Origin of the sequence: Staphylococcus sp. FSL W8-0056, from assembly GCF_037963075.1 — a bacterium.
In the GTDB taxonomy this organism is placed as follows: domain Bacteria; phylum Bacillota; class Bacilli; order Staphylococcales; family Staphylococcaceae; genus Staphylococcus; species Staphylococcus aureus.
Window position 1 is genome coordinate 1,688,335 of record NZ_CP150142.1, and the last position, 18,411, is coordinate 1,706,745.

Below are 18,411 nucleotides of genomic sequence, written 5' to 3' on the forward strand. Positions count from 1 at the left end.
TTGCGTGATTTGCTCTTCCAAAAAAGTTGATTAATCTATATACTTAATCTATATTTATATATTAACCATTAGGGTTAAAAATTACTCTAGCATTTATGAATAGATGGGAGTTTATTTTATTATATAGGAGAGATGTTGAATGACACATCGCGCACTATTAGTTGTTGACTATTCATATGACTTTATCGCAGATGACGGCTTACTAACATGCGGTAAACCTGGACAAAATATTGAAGATTTTATTGTTTCTCGTATCAATGACTTTAATTATTATCAAGACCATATATTCTTTTTAATGGATTTACATTATTTACATGACATTCATCATCCTGAAAGTAAATTATTCCCACCACACAATATCGTAGATACAAGTGGTAGAGAATTATACGGTAAAGTAGGTAAATTATACGAAACAATTAAAGCGCAACCTAATGTACATTTCATTGATAAAACGCGCTATGATTCGTTCTTTGGTACCCCGCTTGATAGTTTATTGAGAGAAAGAAGTATTAATCAAGTCGAAATCGTTGGTGTATGTACCGATATTTGCGTGTTACATACAGCAATTTCTGCATACAACTTAGGTTATAAAATTTCAGTACCTGCTGAGGGAGTGGCTTCATTTAATCAAAAAGGGCATGAATGGGCACTTGCACATTTCAAAAACTCATTAGGTGCAGAGGTAGAACAACACGTTTAAATCGTGCTAAAATAATTATAAAGAATACAATTTACAAGGGAGATATTTGACAATGGCTAAAACATATATTTTCGGACATAAGAATCCAGACACTGATGCAATTTCATCTGCGATTATTATGGCAGAATTTGAACAACTTAGAGGTAATTCAGGAGCCAAAGCATACCGTTTAGGTGATGTGAGTGCAGAAACTCAATTCGCGTTAGATACATTTAATGTACCTGCTCCGGAATTATTAACGGATGATTTAGATGGTCAAGATGTTATCTTAGTTGATCATAACGAATTCCAACAAAGTTCTGATACGATTGCCTCTGCTACAATTAAGCATGTAATTGATCATCACAGAATTGCAAATTTCGAAACTGCTGGCCCTTTATGTTATCGTGCTGAACCAGTTGGTTGTACAGCTACAATTTTATACAAAATGTTTAGAGAACGTGGCTTTGAAATTAAACCTGAAATTGCCGGTTTAATGTTATCAGCAATTATCTCAGATAGCTTACTTTTCAAATCACCAACATGTACACAACAAGACGTTAAAGCAGCTGAAGAATTAAAAGATATTGCTAAAGTTGATATTCAAAAGTACGGCTTAGATATGTTAAAAGCAGGTGCTTCAACAACTGATAAATCAGTTGAATTCTTATTAAACATGGATGCTAAATCATTTACTATGGGTGACTATGTGACTCGTATTGCACAAGTTAATGCTGTTGACCTTGACGAAGTGTTAAATCGTAAAGAAGATTTAGAAAAAGAAATGTTAGCTGTAAGTGCACAAGAAAAATATGACTTATTTGTACTTGTTGTTACTGACATCATTAATAGTGATTCTAAAATTTTAGTTGTAGGTGCTGAAAAAGATAAAGTCGGCGAAGCATTCAATGTTCAATTAGAAGATGACATGGCCTTCTTATCTGGTGTTGTTTCTCGAAAAAAACAAATCGTACCTCAAATCACTGAAGCATTAACAAAATAATACTATATTACTGTCTAATCATAGACATGTTGTATTTAACTAACAGTTCATTAAAGTAGAATTTATTTCACTTTCAATGAACTGTTTTTTATTTACGTTTGACTAATTTACAACCTTTTCAATAGTAGTTTTCATTCCTTTAGCTATCCTAACCCACAGATTAGTGATTTCTATACAATTCCTCTTTTGTCTTTACATTTTCTTAAAATATTTGCGATGTTGAGTATAAATTTTTGTTTTCTTCCTACCTTTTTCGTTATGATTAAAGTTATAAATATTATTATGTACACGATTCATCGCTCTATTTTCAACTTTCAACATATATAATTCGAAAGACCATTTAAAATTAACGGCCACAACAATCAAATCAATTAATCACTTTTTCCAAAATAATCATATAAGGAGGTTCTTTTCATTATGAATATCATTGAGCAAAAATTTTATGACAGTAAAGCTTTTTTCAATACACAACAAACTAAAGATATTAGTTTTAGAAAAGATCAATTAAAGAAGTTAAGCAAAGCTATTAAATCATACGAGAGCGATATTTTAGAAGCACTATATACAGATTTAGGAAAAAATAAAGTCGAAGCTTATGCTACTGAAATTGGCATAACTTTGAAAAGTATCAAAAATGCCCGTAAGGAACTTAAAAACTGGACTAAAACAAAAAATGTAGACACACCTTTATATTTATTTCCAACAAAAAGCTATATCAAAAAAGAACCTTATGGAACAGTTTTGATCATTGCACCATTTAACTATCCTTTTCAACTAGTATTCGAACCTTTAATCGGTGCTATTGCAGCAGGTAATACAGCAATTATTAAACCATCTGAGTTGACACCAAATGTTGCACGAGTGATTAAACGATTAATCAATGAAACATTTGATGCAAATTACATTGAAGTTATTGAGGGAGGAATTGAAGAAACGCAAACGTTAATTCACTTACCTTTTGACTATGTCTTCTTTACAGGAAGTGAAAATGTAGGCAAAATCGTTTATCAAGCTGCCAGCGAAAATTTAGTTCCTGTGACATTAGAAATGGGTGGTAAATCTCCAGTCATCGTTGATGAAACAGCGAATATTAAAGTTGCTAGTGAGCGCATTTGTTTTGGGAAATTCACTAATGCCGGCCAAACATGTGTTGCACCAGATTACATTTTAGTACACGAATCTGTAAAAGATGATTTAATCACAGCCCTATCAAAAACGTTGCGTGAATTTTATGGTCAAAATATACAACAAAGTCCAGATTATGGCCGCATTGTAAACCTTAAACATTATCATCGTCTGACTTCATTACTTAACAGTGCACAAATGAATATTGTATTTGGTGGTCATAGTGATGAGGATGAACGTTATATAGAACCAACATTGTTAGATCACGTTACAAGTGATTCAGCAATTATGCAAGAAGAAATTTTTGGTCCTATCTTACCGATTTTAACGTATCAGTCATTGGATGAAGCAATAGCCTTTATTCACCAAAGACCAAAACCTTTGAGTTTATATTTATTTAGCGAAGATGAAAATGCTACACAACGTGTAATAAACGAGTTATCATTTGGCGGCGGCGCTATTAATGATACATTGATGCACCTAGCGAATCCTAAATTACCATTTGGTGGTGTTGGCGCCTCAGGTATGGGACGCTATCATGGTAAATATTCATTCGACACTTTTACACATGAAAAAAGCTACATTTTCAAATCTACACGATTAGAATCAGGTGTCCATTTACCACCATATAAAGGTAAATTTAAATACATCAAAGCTTTCTTTAAAAATTAATTTTTGAGACAAAAATAAACCATGCTTCCATAATTTGATGTTCTTGAAAACAATAAATTTCAAGGTATACACAAATTTTTTGTAAACATGGTTTTCTTTTTATCATGATTAATTAAAGATTAAAATATGACACATACACCTTCAGATGCTACACGAGTATTATCACATAGAGTAATTTTACCTGTTTCTTTACTTCTTTCAAAAACAGTTACAACTGAATCTCCTTGCTCATGAGCACAAACTAAAAGGTCATCTGATGAGGCAATATTAAAATCTCTTGGGAATTGACCACCACTTTCAGTAATTGTTACTAGTTCTAAGTGTTGACCATTATCAAGAACTTTAAAAATTGCAATGCTATCATGCCCTCTATTAGATACATATAAGAATTGTTGATCATGAGACAAACGCACTGCTGCAAGTTTAGTATCTCCATCAAAGTTTTCAGGAATTGTTAAATGACGCTCGAGCTCTTCAAATTTACCGTCATTATATTCTGCAACACTCACAGTATTTGATAATTCGTGTACGACATAAGCAAATTTTCCATTATCATGAAATTCAATATGTCTTGTCCCATCACTATCTTTAAATAAAGATTCTTTATAAAATTCAAACCCGTTGTCATCAAATTTATAAGTAACGATACGATCAGCACCTAAATCTGTTACTGCAACGTACTTACCATCTGGAGTTTGATTAATATAATGTGCGTGTGGATGATCTTGTCTTTCATGTGTACCTGTTGGAAAATCATGTGCAAGTTCTTGAATTAGACGTATAATTTCACCTGTGTGCGTATTTAATTCATACATACGTATGATGCCAGCACCATATACCGCTTCAAATAAATATCGTTTATCTTCTGAAATCGATACATAACAACCTGTACCAGCTTTTGAAGACAAACATTTATTTAATAAATGCAATTCACCATTGTCATCAATTTTCAAACTCGCAACACCGCATTGTTCTCCTTCTTTGTTGATTCCATATAAAACTTCGTTATTACGCACCAAATATGTAGACGCTTCTAATTCAAATCCTATTTCTAATAAATCAATACGTGACTGATTTTCGTTTAATTCAAAACGATAAATCCCTTTACCATTCTTTTTAGTGTAAGAACCAATATATCCATTTGTCATTACTTTTACCCCTCCATGTCAGTCTTATTTTCATTTTATTAAATTTTAGCTAGAATTAACAATCATTTATCATTTCCTTAACGCTAAAACTGTTTAACTACTTTAAAAGAACTATTTGCTGTGATATGTCATTATTCGATTTTAATTAATCCCTCTTTTTTACTTACACGAGCATTAATTATTAACGCGTTTATGCTTCCACAAAATTTTTGTTGCAAAACAGAACACATGTTCGTATAATGTAATTATCAGATTGGGGTGAATTAAGGATGACAAGTTATGAAGAAGAAACTGATTATCGTAACGTTCCAAGAGAATTACTAGATAACAATATACCTATGGGAAGAGGCATGATTAAATGGGCTCCTTTTGCAACATTACCCGAACAATTCGAAACGATTCAACAATACATTATCGACCAAAACAAAATTACACGTCCTGTATTATCAGATGATCAATTGGCTGAGCTAAACATTCGGCTACACGAGGCGCTACAATATGCCCAACCTGTAGAAGTTAAATTTTATAATAATGGCTTTGTAGATTCAGTACGCTTAACCATTTATCGTATTGATGCTATTAATTATGAAATTGATGGTTATGTTTACAATCAGCAACAACGTCAAAAAATTTCTATCTTTGATATCTTAGATATTGTCTTGTTACCTTAATGCTTTGAACATAATTAAACAGATTGAGTATATGCATATAAGATGATTTTTAACATCATTTTTGGATGATAGGATGTTGCGCCACGATGATGTCTGAATTCATCGAATTCGCTATCAGGTATTGTTTCAACAATTTCATTAACATATCGTGAAATATCATTTTGAGGGATTCTAACAGAAGTTTCTATTGGTAGTGTAGTTGGGTCATGTTATAATTTTTATACATAAGGCACCTCGTTAATTTAGTTTAGTGGTATTTATTAAATTATAAGAAGGGACCCAACACAGAAAATTCATTTTATTGAATTTTACATTTATGTGCAAGTTGGGCAAAGTGTCTTATTTTTTAAAAGTATTTCAAAGTAAAATTACATGTTAATACGTAGTATTAATGGCGAGACTCCTGAGGGAGCAGTGCCAGTCGAAGACCAAGGCTGAGACGGCACCCTAGGAAAGCGAAGCCATTCAATACGAAGTATTGTATAAATAGAGAACAGCAGTAAGATATTTTCTAATTGAAAATTATCTTACTGCTGTTTTTTAGGGATTTATGTCCCAGCCTCTAAATGTTATTAGTTATTTTTACTTTCAATATCAGAAATAATTTCTTTAGTTTTTCTTTCAATATCTTCAAAATCTTTTTTAAAGATATAAGCAAATGCTACTACACCAACACCAGCAACTAATGTTGTAATAGCAACTAAGCTAAATACGAATTTAAACACACATTTAATAAAATTCCACATCTCAATTTCACCTCTGTTAAATTAAATACCTATCTACATTTCATTATACTATCATATATAGAATAATCATTAAATAAATACCCACTTTTACGAAATATATTCATCAAATTATATAGTGAGCAAGCTAATGATTATTTTCAAAAATGCCGAGGAACCTCTGTTTCAACGTGACATGACCTTATATGCTAATGTTAACAATGACTATTATCGTGAATGCTAACTTAAGATTGTTATTTATGATAAGATGATTTTAAGTTTTTAACTTAATATCCCCACCATCTATAAAAATATGTTTTAACTGATTGATAAGTCTTATACACCGAGAAATCACCTCAAACAATTTTATATTTCATTTAGTAAAATATAACTTTATTTAACATGACATTCAATATACATACGATTACTATTTATTTACAATATATTACAACTAAAAAGAAAGGGGCCGATGATATGCAACAAGTGATATCAGATATTATGACTTTTAGAGGTTCACATTTCGAGTTAGGTGTTAAAACTGGTAAATGGCTTCAACAAACACCTCTTCTAAAAAATCGAGAAAAAGAATGGAAAAAACGTGTCCCACGTTTCGATATAGATGTAAATGAAACTTATCAAATATTCCAAACTTACGCACCTCAAATATGGGAAGAATTAATGGGACTACAAAGTATACTCAAAATGCCAACACGCCAAATTATTTTAAACTTTGGACATTATCGTTTTACCGATTTAAAAGAAAGTGGTTGCACGGTCTTTCAAGGCAAAGACTTCATGGTTAGAAATTATGATTACCACCCTGCAACTTATGATGGTCGCTACTTACTATATCAACCTACAGATAGCGGTTTAGCTCAAATTGGTCCTGTATCAAGGGTAACTGGAAGAATGGATGGTATGAATGAGTCAGGATTAACTATGGGCTATAACTTTATGCACCGGAAGAAACCAGCAAATGGTTTTGTATGTTATATGATTGGTCGTCTAATTCTTGAAAATTGCCGAAATGTAACAGAAGCAATACAATTATTGAAAGAAATACCACACAGAAGCTCATTTAGCTACATACTGATGGACAAATCATTGAACCATGCAATTGTTGAAGTGACACCGAGATCAATAGATGTTCGTTATGATAATATATGTACAAATCATTTTGAAATATTAACACATGAAAATCGTAATTATACAAAAGAATCTAAAGAAAGACTGGCGCGTACCATTTCACAAACTAATGATAATTTAGATATGACTACAGCATTTAAGTTATTCAATAATCCTCAGTATGAAATTTACAGTAAACTATTCAAAAGCTGGTCTGGCACCATCCATACATCAATGTATCAACCTGAAACATTAACTGCATATTTTACATTGGGAGAAAATGCGCCACCAGAAATAATAGATTTCAAATCATGGTTAGATGGTCAAGACCTTAATATCACTCACTTTACTGGCAATATAGATACCGACTTAACTTTTGCCAACAAATAAATAACACCGATATTAGAGAAATTATGCTTCCTAATATCGGTGCTTACATCCTTTATTTATTCAACTTTGATATTACCATCAATCGTATAAAATTCTAAAACATTGTCGCTTTTCCCAACTTTACCATTAGTAAATGTTTTATTTTTAACTACGCTATCACCCGTTCCCGGATTTAGCTTTAGTATAGTGTCTTCAGGTTTACTATCATACTTAAAACGAATATCTCCTTGTTTAGTAGAAGCTTTTGCATCTACTTTTGATGGCATGTTTTTAAATTCAATGTCACCATGATCGTTTAAAAATATGGATTGTTTAATTTGACTCTTGTCGATTTGTAGCGTACCAATAACAACTTTAATATTGCTATTTTTAATGTTACTTTTACTAATATAAGTAGAACTATTATTTGTCTTTGAATCTAGTGCGTCAAGATTTGAGTTTTTAATAACTACTTCACCGTTAATGCTTTGAATACTTGTGTTCTCTAAATCAACATCACTGATTCTAACACTTCCTGCTCCAGATGATAGATTTAAACGTTTAATCATTTTATCAGGCATTTCAATCGTTAACGTTTTCTTATTCTCATGAAAAGGATTCATATCAATTGCATATCCTCTTGTCTTAGACCTTTTATCACTAATCTTCAACGTCTTATCTACTATATTAATTAATATATCATTGTCACCATCATATTTAACTCTAAATTGATTCCCCCGTTTTATACGAAGTTCTGTACTATCCAAATTTATAGATACATTGTCAAAAGCATCGTCTTTGAATGTTTTATCATATTGTTTAGTACCATATTTGTTTTTATCATAGCTGAACCAAATAATGGTTGCTGCTGTAAAAAAGACAACAAACACTAAAAGCCCAATAAAAAAGAATTTCTTCATTTTCTAACGCTTCCTTTGACAGTTTTAATATACCAAAGTAAATATTTTAAGATTAAACGATAAATGTATTCTAAAATCTTAAATATGACAATGATAAATACTAATCCTAATCCTGAATATGATATGGCAAAAAATACATTACTAATTGAGTCTACAATTCCTCTGGATATTGCTGATGCTAATAAAATAATTGGACAAAACAGCAGCAAAAGTGATATTAAAAATAATGCTAATACAAATAATCCAACTATAGATACTGGTATAAGGATGACAAAAATAGATAGAATGCCTAAACTTAATGAAGCAGCAACAGCTCTTGAAATATTTTCAAATGTTGGTTTAGATTCAGCATAATCAATAACACTTCTAGCTTTTGTTTCAGCTGCAACATCTTGTGGGTCTTTTAACTTCTTTAAAATTTCCCCTTCATCAACGCCATTAAGTTCTTGCTCATAAAAATAACGTTCATATTCATACATTTTTTGATCTCTTAAATGCCTAGGTAGCGCATCAAGTGCTGTTTCTAATTCATTTAAATAAGTAATCTTGTTCATATAGGTCACTCATCCCAATAAAATTATTTATTCGTTTTTTATAACTTTAAGACCTAAAGCTATTTACTAAAAAATTCAATACGTTTAATTTCTAAATCTTGATAAAGTAAGTTTAATTTTAAATGGTTATCTCTATCAATATACTTTACCGATGAGAAATCATTGCCAACTTTTGTTCTTTTATATCCGAATCCAAGATTTTCAATCGCGTTATTTATCGGCGAACCAATTCCCCCATCAAAATTAGTATGTATCTTTTCATCTCTTACTAATATTATCCCCTTAACGATGTTATCCTTTTCTCTCACTTTAACGGTAAGATCAGGGTGAGCTTTACTGTTATAAAATTTAAAACGATCAAACTTAATTTTTTTATTTACTTCATAGCCTTTTTTATCAAACTTCTCATTTAATTTAATATCGTTTATTTCAAGATTAGACAAATCCACAGTTTTCGTATGACGATATTGATATAAACCAATTAATACACCAAAAGAACAGATTAAAAATAATATAAACACAACCCAGCGATTTTGAATACGCACTGATGTCACCCTTTCTTTGTACTTATTTAAATATAGCATAAGGTGCCTCCCGTTTCATCCTTAACAAAAATTAACAAAGAATTTGCAATTAATTTATTTCATTACCTTTTATTACTATAAATTGGTATAATGTTGTAAATGCTAAAGGAGGTTTTTACAATGACAAATTTAGAAACTTATTTCAAAAATAGCCAACCCTTAAATGAATACATTGATGGAATGAAGACAAATCAAGATACCGTTCTCAGTATCTATCAATCATTTGAGTTACCAGAAGATGATTCACGCATCAAAAAAATAAAAGAGATGAATTATTCTAAAGTATTAGTAATTACTGAAGACTGGTGTGGAGATGCAATGATGAATCTCCCAATTCTAAAACACATCAGTGAAGCATTAAATTTAGAAGTACGCGTGTTCCATAGAGATGATGATACAAAACTGATCGATCAATATTTAACAAATGGTAAATCACGTGCAATTCCTATCTTCGTATTCTTGAATGATCAATTCGAACAAGAAACAGTTTGGGGACCAAGAGCAAATGAAGTCCAAAAATTTGTAACTGATGTTCGTGCTGATAAATTACCGAGCAAAGATCATCCAGACTATGCAGATTTAGAAAAAGAAACACACTTAGTTATATCAAACCGCTATAAAACTGACGCTTCATTTTGGAAAGCAGTTTATAATTCCATCCTAAATAAATTAGAAAATAAATAAATTTACAATAAGACAAACTTTGAGGTTGGGAAAATTTAAAATTCCCAACCTCAAAATTATTTTTATTAAATGTCTTTTTTAGCGACATATAAGATATTCAAAATGAAGAATATCACTATAGAACCTAATGAAATTACCCATTGCCAATTGCTAAAATCAAAGTTAGAGCTAATCATTTTATCAGTTAAGTAAGCAAAAGGGATATAATCAAAAGCATCTAAAACTTTTTCACCGTATCTTGGGATAAATGTAATAAAAGGTTTAATAAACGGTACAATGAGTACTAAAAATACACCTAATGAAAATATCATTGCTGTTTTTTGTGATGCAAGTGTGATTAAGAATAAAAACAAGCCAAAGAATAGTAAAAAGATTAGGAAGAACCATAAATTATCTACATATTTAGAAAACGCCAAATTTTTTCCATTACTAGATGCCTGCACAACAATCAAAATCACATAATGAATTAATGCAAATAATATTGAAATTAAAATAATTGAAATTGTTTTCGAAATAATGTATCCAACGCGTGTTTTAACTTTACTCATATATAGTTGAATTGTACCTTGTGAAAAATCACGCGTAATTGTCTTAACAACAAACATTAATCCAATTATTAACAATAACCATTTTGCTGCAGCAAATACAGATCCATAGACAATAATATGTTTCGGGTTATCCATCGAATTTGCCATAAGTATACTTTGAGTTGCAATCAAACTAGATACGACTAGTATCGCTAAATATGTTAAAGGACTTTTAAATATACTATAAAAATCATACTTAACTAAATTTAAAATTCTCATTATTTATCACCTCTTTGATTTATATTGAAGTACGTATCACGCAATGAACTTTTACGTGTTTCAATATATTTCGGATAAATATCTAATTCAGATAATGCTTTTAGTATAACTTGATAATTTTTTTGTGCATTGATCATTAAATGTCCGTCTGCTTTGTCGACATTTTGTAATTGGAAATGCTCTGCAAGATATTTTTCAGTTCTATCAAAGTCTTTATGATCAACAGTAACTATCGTTGTGTCAGATGCAACACCTACCTCCATGTTTACATCTTGAACAAAATGTCCGTCTCTTAAAAATACAGCTCTATCACAAATTAATTCAATATCTTCTAACTTATGACTTGATATTAGAATTCTCATATCAAGTTCATTTACTAAAGACTTAATTGTAGTCAGCACATCAATTGAGCCATCTGGATCCATACCATTTGTAGGCTCATCCAAGATTAAAAATTTAGGTTTATTCATTAAAGATACTGCAATTGCTAACTTTTGCTTCATCCCCATTGAATATTTCTTAACTTTCTTTTTAATATAAGGTCTCATACCAAATGCATCTATAATTTTGTCTGTGTATGCTTTATCAAAACCCTTACCTAATACTTGTGCAAATAATTTCAAGTTATACAATCCTGATTTATTATCATATAATTTAGGATGCTCAATTAAAAAACCGATATTATCTGCATTATCAATATCTACTTTTCCATCAAATTTAATAATATTACCATTCATTACTTTCATAATGGTTGTTTTACCAACACCGTTTTTTCCTATTAATCCGACAATTCTACTATCGCCAAAGTCAAAATCAATATCATTTAAAACGACATTTGAGCCGTATTTTTTTGTAATATGTTCTAATTTCATCGACTGCCTCCTTTAAATTTTCTAGTATTTATTTTATTGAGCTGTTTAAAATAATTAACAATAAGTATAACAATGCTGATAATTAGAAAACCAATATTTAAAATATATGAATATAAATCTGGGAATGATGATTGACTTAGAACAAAATAATTCACCAACACTATTGCAATTGAAAATAAAAATGGAACTAAAATGATAATAGTAAACACGTATATACCATATGGCACTTTGACTCTACGCAATTCTGTAAATTGACTAAATGCAATTGGTATAGACAAGAAGTTAGATATGACAAATGCATATGCAGTTGAAAAATAGATTGAATTTGGTTCAATCACATCTGCTTCATAAGCATATAAACTAATAACAAGCGTTCCAATTAATGTTAAAACAATGCATGTAATATAGTTGGCATTAAGCAATTGTTTTTTTGACACTGGTAAACTCATATAAAAATAATATGAATCATTACCACCTAATCTACGATTGAGTCTAAATAAGTGACCAGCATCTAAAATCCAAATAATCAATATTGTTGGACTTATAAAAGATTGCAATAGGTAAAAGAACTTTGTTGAGTCAAGCATTATATAAAAAGGATATAAGGTTAATAATAGAACATAGATGATAAGTGTATATCGTCGTAATTTAAAATTCCTAATTAACAATGCCTTCATTTAAAAACCTTCTTCCATCAATTTGATGTTTTCATGATATTTAGGTTTTCTCTTTTCAAGATAAACCATTAAGTTCTCAATAGAAGGTGTAGTGATATTCACTTTATGACCTAAAATTTCTTTAAATACTTGCGCATGTTCTGTTAATCCTATAAATCCCGTACGCTTATGTTCTTCATAAATAAGTAGAGATGCTAATTCATCATCAAGGTCCTCAGTTGCACCACTCACAACTTGATATCTTTGTAACAGTTGTTCTTTTGAACCATTTAAGATAACTTCACCGTCACTTAAGTGAATGATATAATCAGCTATTTTTTCTAAATCTGAGATAATGTGTGTCGACATGAATATTGTTTTATTTTCATCAATTAATTCTTGCTGAATTATCTCCAATAGCTCATTTCTAGCTAAGGGATCAAGACCTGAAGTAGGCTCATCAAAAATATACAATTCAGCATGATGTGAAAATGCAACTGCTAGTGATAATTTCATTTTCATCCCAGTCGAAAATGTTTTTATTGATTTATTGATTGGTAAATCGAACTTTTCAAGATAAAATTCAAATACTTGATGGTCCCATTTACGATAAAAAGGGGCAATCATTTTTTCAAGTTGCTTCGTAGTCCATCTCTCATTAAAATAATTTTCAGAGTAAACAAACCCAATACTATTCTTTAACTCTATCGGATTGAGAGCCATATCCTCTTCTAATACTCTAATAACACCAGTTTGTGGTTGATACAAATCCATAATTAACCTTATTATTGTGGTTTTACCAGCGCCATTTCTACCAATAAAACCAGTGACGAATCCTTGAGGAACTTTGAAAGAGATATTCTTTAAATTAAACTGATCACTTGAATAATTAACATTACTTAATTCTATGGCATTCATGATGATTCCTCCTCATAAATGAACGTTAAAATATCTTGAAGTTCCTCAAGTGACATTTCGATGGCTTGCGCTTCATTAACCAATTCTTTAACCAAATTTTCAATGGTAAAAAATTGTTTCTCTTTTAAAATAGAACTATCTTGCTCCTTAACAAAGGTCCCTTTTCCTCTAATTGTTGTAACAAAACCGTCTTTCTCTAAATCTTCATAAGCACGTTTGGTAGTAATCAAACTTACTTGAAGATCTTTGGCAAGTTCTCTCATTGACGGCAAATGCTCTCCAGGAGCAACATGTCCCTTTAAAATATTTTGTTTTACTTGTTGCTTAATCTGTTCATAAATCGGAAAATCACTATTGTTTTTTAAAATTATTTTCATCAACGTCCCCCTATCAACTTCTGTATATATACAATATACACAATATACACAGTTTTGTAAATATGCATGTCCATTATCAACCAGTCTTCAGAAATAACACTGAGTATTGTATTACTAGCAGTTGAATAAAATGAAATGACACTACCATTTAATCTTGCATTGTCTACTTCAATAAAAAAGACTGCTAAAACGAATGTCTTTAATCTCTACGTGACAACCGTAGCGTCAACATAAACAATCGTTTTAAACAGTCAATTCTATTTACTATTTTTACGTCGATCATTACTTCTACTTATAAAAGCACAAATCATAAACATAATCGCTGCTAATAATAATTTTATACCTTGGCTTTCATGATTAGTTGCTTGTAAATAATAACCAATAATAAATAAAATAATTGCAAGTACTACAAATATTTTTGTTAGATGTTTCAATTTATTTCACCTCAACATCGACATTATAACAAATATAAATTTTTTTAATAAGTTATTGAATTTCAAAAGTTCAAGGTACTAATCACTTTCAACTAAAATAGCGCAACAAAACCATTCAATCAAAATGATTATTGATTGCGATATATTGTGTTCAATGATATTATTTAAGTGTATCCACAGAATTATACTACACAACCCCAAGTCTGGTACCAGCAGACTTGGGGTTATTTATGTGTGTAGGATCATTTTTTATTTTTCCATTTCAGTTCTAACCAAAGTCGAAAAATAATTAGTAAGCCACCTGTAATAAGTGTCATCATCCCTTCTTGCCACCACATCATTACACTACACCTCCGTTCGACTAAAGTATCATACTGAAGGATGACCTACACCTATTCTAACATAAAAACAGAACATATGTTCGTATTTTGGCAGCAGATTTTACATATTATTCGTTAATTCACCAACAACACTTTATCTTTGGTATAATTAAAGATAATATATAGGCATACAATTTTTTTAAAGAGAGGTTAAGCAATAATGAATCCTTTAGCCCAAAGCTTAAATGAACAACTTCAACAGTCAAATGCAACTGCCTTTACAATGTTATCTGACTTAGGTCAAAATATGTTTTATCCAAAAGGCATTTTATCTCAATCTGCTGAAGCAAAGAGTACAACATATAATGCAACTATAGGTATGGCGACAAACAAAGACGGAAAAATGTTTGCATCATCTTTAGATGCAATGTTTAATGATTTAACTCCAGATGAAATATTCCCTTATGCGCCACCACAAGGCATCGAAGAATTACGTGATTTATGGCAACAAAAAATGTTGCGTGACAATCCAGAGCTATCAATCGACAACATGTCACTACCAATTGTTACGAATGCATTAACACATGGTTTATCTTTAGTTGGCGATTTATTTGTAAATCAAGGTGACACTATCTTGTTACCAGAGCATAATTGGGGTAATTACAAACTTGTTTTCAATACGAGAAATGGTGCAAACCTTCAAACATATCCTATCTTTGATAAAGACGGGCATTATACTACTGATTCACTTGTAGAAGCTTTACAATCATACAATAAAGATAAAGTCATTATGATTTTAAATTATCCTAATAATCCGACAGGTTACACACCTACGCATAAAGAAGTGACTACCATCGTCGATGCAATTAAAGCATTAGCTGATAAAGGTACAAAAGTTATAGCTGTTGTGGATGACGCATACTATGGTTTATTCTATGAAGATGTGTATACTCAATCATTATTTACTGCATTATCTAATTTAAATTCAAATGCAATATTACCTGTTCGTTTAGATGGTGCAACAAAAGAATTTTTCGCATGGGGATTCCGTGTTGGGTTTATGACATTTGGAACGTCTGATCAAACAACTAAAGAAGTATTAGAAGCCAAAGTAAAAGGTCTTATACGAAGTAACATTTCTAGTGGACCTCTTCCAACACAAAGCGCTGTTAAGCATGTATTAAAAAATAATAAACAATTCGATAAAGAAATCGAACAAAATATTCAAACATTAAAAGAACGCTATGAAGTCACTAAGGAAGTTGTCTATGCTGATCAATATCATTCACATTGGCAAGCCTATGACTTTAACTCTGGATACTTTATGGCAATAAAAGTTCATGATGTTGACCCTGAAGAACTTCGTAAACATTTAATTGAAAAATATTCAATTGGTGTTATTGCACTTAATGCAACAGATATTCGTATTGCGTTTAGCTGTGTAGAAAAAGAAGATATCCCACATGTATTTGATTCAATTGCTAAAGCGATTGATGACTTAAGATAATTAATTTCAACCAATAATCTGATGAGTATGACTCGGATTATTGGTTTTTTATTTTTAAAATTATTCCTTCTTTCAAAGTATCATAAGATATATTTTATTCAGCAACTTGTCAAACACTATACCTAATTAGTTTTATACATCTCTCCTAACAAAATTTAATTTATTTGGTACAAATTTATATAACTTTTGGCAAATCACTTCAAACATTCAAGCATCACATCTCTACAAATGTAAAAGGCACCCCACGATTGTGAGATGCCTTATTATAAAATTAAAGATTAGAATTTAAGTTCAATATCTACCTTTTTAATGTCAGTTGCTTTAAATACTCTTTCATCTTTATACTCAGTTTTTAAGTCTACATATTTTGACGAACCATTTTTAAAATACACTTTATACACTGCGCGTTCAGCAAGTCCTATGTCATGTTTAGTTATCCCTTGATCATTTGCCATTGCTGATTTAAGTTTTATACTTAAATCATTAATTGTAATTTTGCTTGCATTATAGAACACAAATTCATTTGAAACTATGTTTTCAAATTTATTTATTGTTACTGGGAATTTCACATTATTAGATTTATTTATTTTTTTTTGATTTAGTGTATTGTTTTACATCAATATCAATCTTTTTAATATCTTTGGCACTAAATAAATTAGGTGTAAAGATGTCTGATTTTAAATTCACTACTTGTTTCTTTCCATTTTTGAAATATACTGTATATTTTGCTTGTTTCGCAAATTTTAAGTCAAGATCACTGATACCTCTTTCACTTTTTAATACAGATTTCACTTTGTCGTTTAAATATTTGTAACTAATTAATTGTTTATTCGAAATTTTTAGTTTTGATAAAATTGGTGTTGATGTGCCATTTACTGCAATTGTGTATGGTACATATCTGTCTGCTTTCGCTTTAGTTCCTGTTTTAACAGTAATTTCAATTCTCTTAACATCTTTCGCATGAACTAAGTTTGCTGTGTAATTTTTTGAATTTAACTGTAAGATTCTTTTACCACCATTTTTAAAATAAACAGTATAATAAGCTTTCTTAGCATATTTTAAATCTTGTTCACTAATACCTCTATCATGCTTCAGTACTGATTTTATTTGACTAGTTAAATTTTTGTAATTTGTCCAAGGTTTATTTGAAAATGAAAGATTCGATAAAATGTTTGTAGATGTACCATTTAGATTAATTGAATATGGAACTTGATAGTTTCTTTTAGCTTTATTTTCGATATGTTTTTTTGTATCTACGTTAATATTGATACTTTTAATATCACTTGAATTGATTAAATTCGCTGTGTAAATACCTGATTTCAAATCGATAACTTTCTTCGTTCCATTTTTAAAATTAACTGTATATTTCGCTTGCTTCGAAAGTCTTAAATCAACATCAGTAATACCTCTATTTGATTCTAAAACTGATTTAACTTTACCCTCTAAATCTTTGTAACTAATATTTTGATTTTTATTAAATGTTAGGTTTGATAAAATGTTTTGGCTTGTGCCGTTCACTGTGATTGTATATGGCACTTGAACATTTGCTTTAGCTTTATCTTTAGGTTGCTTTTTAGTATCTACGTTAACACTGATAGCTTTAATGTCACTTGTATTGATTAAGTCAGCTGTGTAGATACCTGATTTCAAATCGATAACTCTTTTTGTTCCATTTTTAAAATGAACCGTATATTCCGCTTGCTTTGAAAGTCTTAAATCGATATCACTAATACCTCTATTAAAGTATAAAACTGATTTAACTTTATTCTCTATATCTTTATAACTAATATTTTGATTCTTATTAAATGTTAAGCTTGATAAAATGTTTTGGCTTGTACCGTTCACAGTAATTGTATATGGAATCTGGATGTTAGAATGTCCATGGTGTAATGTACTTGATGATTTATCTAATGGCTTAGCTGCGGCAGATGCTTCGTTAGTATTAAAGTTTGCTCCTGTTGATGCTATAACGCCTAATGCTAATGTTGTTGTAATCAATGACTTAAATTTCATAAATTATCTCTCCTTTTTTATGTAATTCGTGATTGCAACTTTATTATAGCCAGACTTTCTCTATTTTTTGAATTAACTGAATATTAATAATAAATTATCTTTAACAATAATTTTTTAACACTGTTAAAAGTTCTTTTAATTTTGATTAACTAACTAATTTACAATACCTAAAATGTTGTTTGATTTTGTTTATACCAAGTTTCAAACTTAAATGTCATAACAATCTTCATTTCTTAATTCCGATTATATTTG

Annotated in this window: 22 protein-coding genes and 1 pseudogene; 7 read left to right on the forward strand and 16 right to left on the reverse strand. The window is 30.2% G+C overall.

The annotated features are described in order from the left end of the window. Positions 1 to 139 precede the first annotated feature (139 nt). Together NSS86_RS08480 and NSS86_RS08485 are read left to right on the forward strand one after the other, a co-directional pair. Positions 140 to 700 (forward strand): isochorismatase family cysteine hydrolase, encoded by a 561-nt coding sequence (locus NSS86_RS08480; protein ID WP_000149686.1) that lies wholly within the window; start codon positions 140 to 142, stop codon positions 698 to 700. Between the two features lie 52 nt (positions 701 to 752). Then, a complete protein-coding gene (locus tag NSS86_RS08485; RefSeq protein ID WP_001140871.1) occupies positions 753 to 1,682 on the forward strand; it encodes a manganese-dependent inorganic pyrophosphatase in 930 nt (309 codons plus the stop codon). Between the two features lie 192 nt (positions 1,683 to 1,874). On the opposite strand, the gene NSS86_RS08490 is transcribed toward NSS86_RS08485, so the two are convergent. Beyond that, a complete protein-coding gene (locus tag NSS86_RS08490) occupies positions 1,875 to 2,048 on the reverse strand; it encodes a hypothetical protein (protein ID WP_001792184.1) in 174 nt (57 codons plus the stop codon). A 51-nt stretch (positions 2,049 to 2,099) separates the two neighbouring features. On the opposite strand from NSS86_RS08490, the gene NSS86_RS08495 reads away from it, so the two are divergent. Continuing rightward, positions 2,100 to 3,479, forward strand: a complete 1,380-nt coding sequence (locus tag NSS86_RS08495) for an aldehyde dehydrogenase (RefSeq protein WP_001021210.1) — start codon at positions 2,100 to 2,102, stop codon at positions 3,477 to 3,479. Between the two features lie 119 nt (positions 3,480 to 3,598). On the opposite strand, the gene NSS86_RS08500 is transcribed toward NSS86_RS08495, so the two are convergent. Continuing rightward, positions 3,599 to 4,627: a lactonase family protein gene (locus NSS86_RS08500; RefSeq protein ID WP_000181315.1), complete on the reverse strand. Its 1,029-nt coding sequence runs from the start codon at positions 4,625 to 4,627 to the stop codon at positions 3,599 to 3,601. A 269-nt stretch (positions 4,628 to 4,896) separates the two neighbouring features. Here NSS86_RS08500 and NSS86_RS08505 point away from each other — a divergent pair, with 269 nt between their 5' ends. Then, the gene (locus tag NSS86_RS08505; RefSeq protein WP_000205106.1) at positions 4,897 to 5,298 is read left to right on the forward strand and encodes a YolD-like family protein; all 402 of its coding nucleotides are present in this window, start codon (positions 4,897 to 4,899) and stop codon (positions 5,296 to 5,298) included. Positions 5,299 to 5,315: 17 nt separating this feature from the next. Here the strand turns inward: NSS86_RS08505 and NSS86_RS08510 are convergent. Together NSS86_RS08510 and NSS86_RS08515 are read right to left on the reverse strand one after the other, a co-directional pair. Further along, a pseudogene (locus NSS86_RS08510) lies at positions 5,316 to 5,524 on the reverse strand (IS5/IS1182 family transposase); the annotation flags it as partial. A gap of 346 nt (positions 5,525 to 5,870) precedes the next feature. Then, a complete protein-coding gene (locus NSS86_RS08515) occupies positions 5,871 to 6,044 on the reverse strand; it encodes a hypothetical protein (protein ID WP_000267034.1) in 174 nt (57 codons plus the stop codon). A 450-nt stretch (positions 6,045 to 6,494) separates the two neighbouring features. On the opposite strand from NSS86_RS08515, the gene NSS86_RS08520 reads away from it, so the two are divergent. Then, positions 6,495 to 7,535 (forward strand): C45 family autoproteolytic acyltransferase/hydolase, encoded by a 1,041-nt coding sequence (locus NSS86_RS08520; RefSeq protein ID WP_001188043.1) that lies wholly within the window; start codon positions 6,495 to 6,497, stop codon positions 7,533 to 7,535. 56 nt (positions 7,536 to 7,591) lie between these two features. Here NSS86_RS08520 and NSS86_RS08525 read toward each other — a convergent pair whose 3' ends face one another. From NSS86_RS08525 to NSS86_RS08535, 3 genes are read right to left on the reverse strand one after another with little or no spacing between them, the layout of a single operon-like run. Next, positions 7,592 to 8,434: a DUF4097 family beta strand repeat-containing protein gene (locus tag NSS86_RS08525; RefSeq protein ID WP_000713072.1), complete on the reverse strand. Its 843-nt coding sequence runs from the start codon at positions 8,432 to 8,434 to the stop codon at positions 7,592 to 7,594. Continuing rightward, positions 8,431 to 8,988 (reverse strand): DUF1700 domain-containing protein, encoded by a 558-nt coding sequence (locus NSS86_RS08530; RefSeq protein WP_001033971.1) that lies wholly within the window; start codon positions 8,986 to 8,988, stop codon positions 8,431 to 8,433. Before NSS86_RS08530 ends, NSS86_RS08525 begins: the two co-directional genes overlap by 4 nt. A gap of 59 nt (positions 8,989 to 9,047) precedes the next feature. Next, positions 9,048 to 9,572, reverse strand: a complete 525-nt coding sequence (locus NSS86_RS08535; RefSeq protein ID WP_000966288.1) for a membrane protein — start codon at positions 9,570 to 9,572, stop codon at positions 9,048 to 9,050. Positions 9,573 to 9,692: 120 nt separating this feature from the next. Here NSS86_RS08535 and NSS86_RS08540 point away from each other — a divergent pair, with 120 nt between their 5' ends. Beyond that, positions 9,693 to 10,256 carry a thioredoxin family protein gene (locus NSS86_RS08540; RefSeq protein ID WP_000182842.1) on the forward strand — a complete coding sequence of 188 codons (564 nt, stop codon included), beginning with the start codon at positions 9,693 to 9,695 and terminating at the stop codon, positions 10,254 to 10,256. Between the two features lie 65 nt (positions 10,257 to 10,321). Here NSS86_RS08540 and pmtD read toward each other — a convergent pair whose 3' ends face one another. The 7 genes from pmtD to NSS86_RS08575 form a co-directional block, all read right to left on the reverse strand. After that, the gene (gene pmtD / locus NSS86_RS08545) at positions 10,322 to 11,062 is read right to left on the reverse strand and encodes a phenol-soluble modulin export ABC transporter permease subunit PmtD (RefSeq protein WP_001221651.1); all 741 of its coding nucleotides are present in this window, start codon (positions 11,060 to 11,062) and stop codon (positions 10,322 to 10,324) included. Then, entirely contained in the window at positions 11,062 to 11,934 is an 873-nt protein-coding gene (pmtC, locus tag NSS86_RS08550; protein ID WP_000763043.1) for a phenol-soluble modulin export ABC transporter ATP-binding protein PmtC, read from the reverse strand. Before pmtC ends, pmtD begins: the two co-directional genes overlap by 1 nt. Then, positions 11,931 to 12,611 carry a phenol-soluble modulin export ABC transporter permease subunit PmtB gene (gene pmtB, locus NSS86_RS08555; protein WP_000645727.1) on the reverse strand — a complete coding sequence of 227 codons (681 nt, stop codon included), beginning with the start codon at positions 12,609 to 12,611 and terminating at the stop codon, positions 11,931 to 11,933. Before pmtB ends, pmtC begins: the two co-directional genes overlap by 4 nt. Next, complete coding sequence (gene pmtA, locus NSS86_RS08560) at positions 12,612 to 13,508, reverse strand: phenol-soluble modulin export ABC transporter ATP-binding protein PmtA (RefSeq protein ID WP_000991306.1); 897 nt, start codon at positions 13,506 to 13,508, stop codon at positions 12,612 to 12,614. Then, a complete protein-coding gene (locus NSS86_RS08565; RefSeq protein ID WP_000691584.1) occupies positions 13,505 to 13,885 on the reverse strand; it encodes a GntR family transcriptional regulator in 381 nt (126 codons plus the stop codon). The genes pmtA and NSS86_RS08565 overlap by 4 nt, the downstream gene beginning before the upstream one ends. A 257-nt stretch (positions 13,886 to 14,142) precedes the next feature. Further along, positions 14,143 to 14,319, reverse strand: a complete 177-nt coding sequence (locus tag NSS86_RS08570; RefSeq protein WP_000681968.1) for a hypothetical protein — start codon at positions 14,317 to 14,319, stop codon at positions 14,143 to 14,145. 242 nt (positions 14,320 to 14,561) lie between these two features. Continuing rightward, the gene (locus NSS86_RS08575) at positions 14,562 to 14,660 is read right to left on the reverse strand and encodes a hypothetical protein (RefSeq protein ID WP_000990056.1); all 99 of its coding nucleotides are present in this window, start codon (positions 14,658 to 14,660) and stop codon (positions 14,562 to 14,564) included. Between the two features lie 199 nt (positions 14,661 to 14,859). On the opposite strand from NSS86_RS08575, the gene NSS86_RS08580 reads away from it, so the two are divergent. Continuing rightward, positions 14,860 to 16,146, forward strand: coding sequence for an aminotransferase class I/II-fold pyridoxal phosphate-dependent enzyme (locus tag NSS86_RS08580; RefSeq protein ID WP_001068542.1), 1,287 nt, complete (start codon positions 14,860 to 14,862; stop codon positions 16,144 to 16,146). Between the two features lie 278 nt (positions 16,147 to 16,424). Here NSS86_RS08580 and NSS86_RS08585 read toward each other — a convergent pair whose 3' ends face one another. Next, positions 16,425 to 16,715, reverse strand: coding sequence for an MAP domain-containing protein (locus NSS86_RS08585; protein WP_000671712.1), 291 nt, complete (start codon positions 16,713 to 16,715; stop codon positions 16,425 to 16,427). A 10-nt stretch (positions 16,716 to 16,725) separates the two neighbouring features. Continuing rightward, on the reverse strand, positions 16,726 to 18,159 hold the full coding sequence (gene eap, locus NSS86_RS08590) for an extracellular adherence protein Eap/Map (protein ID WP_001558588.1): 1,434 nt from the start codon (positions 18,157 to 18,159) through the stop codon (positions 16,726 to 16,728). Positions 18,160 to 18,411 lie beyond the last annotated feature (252 nt).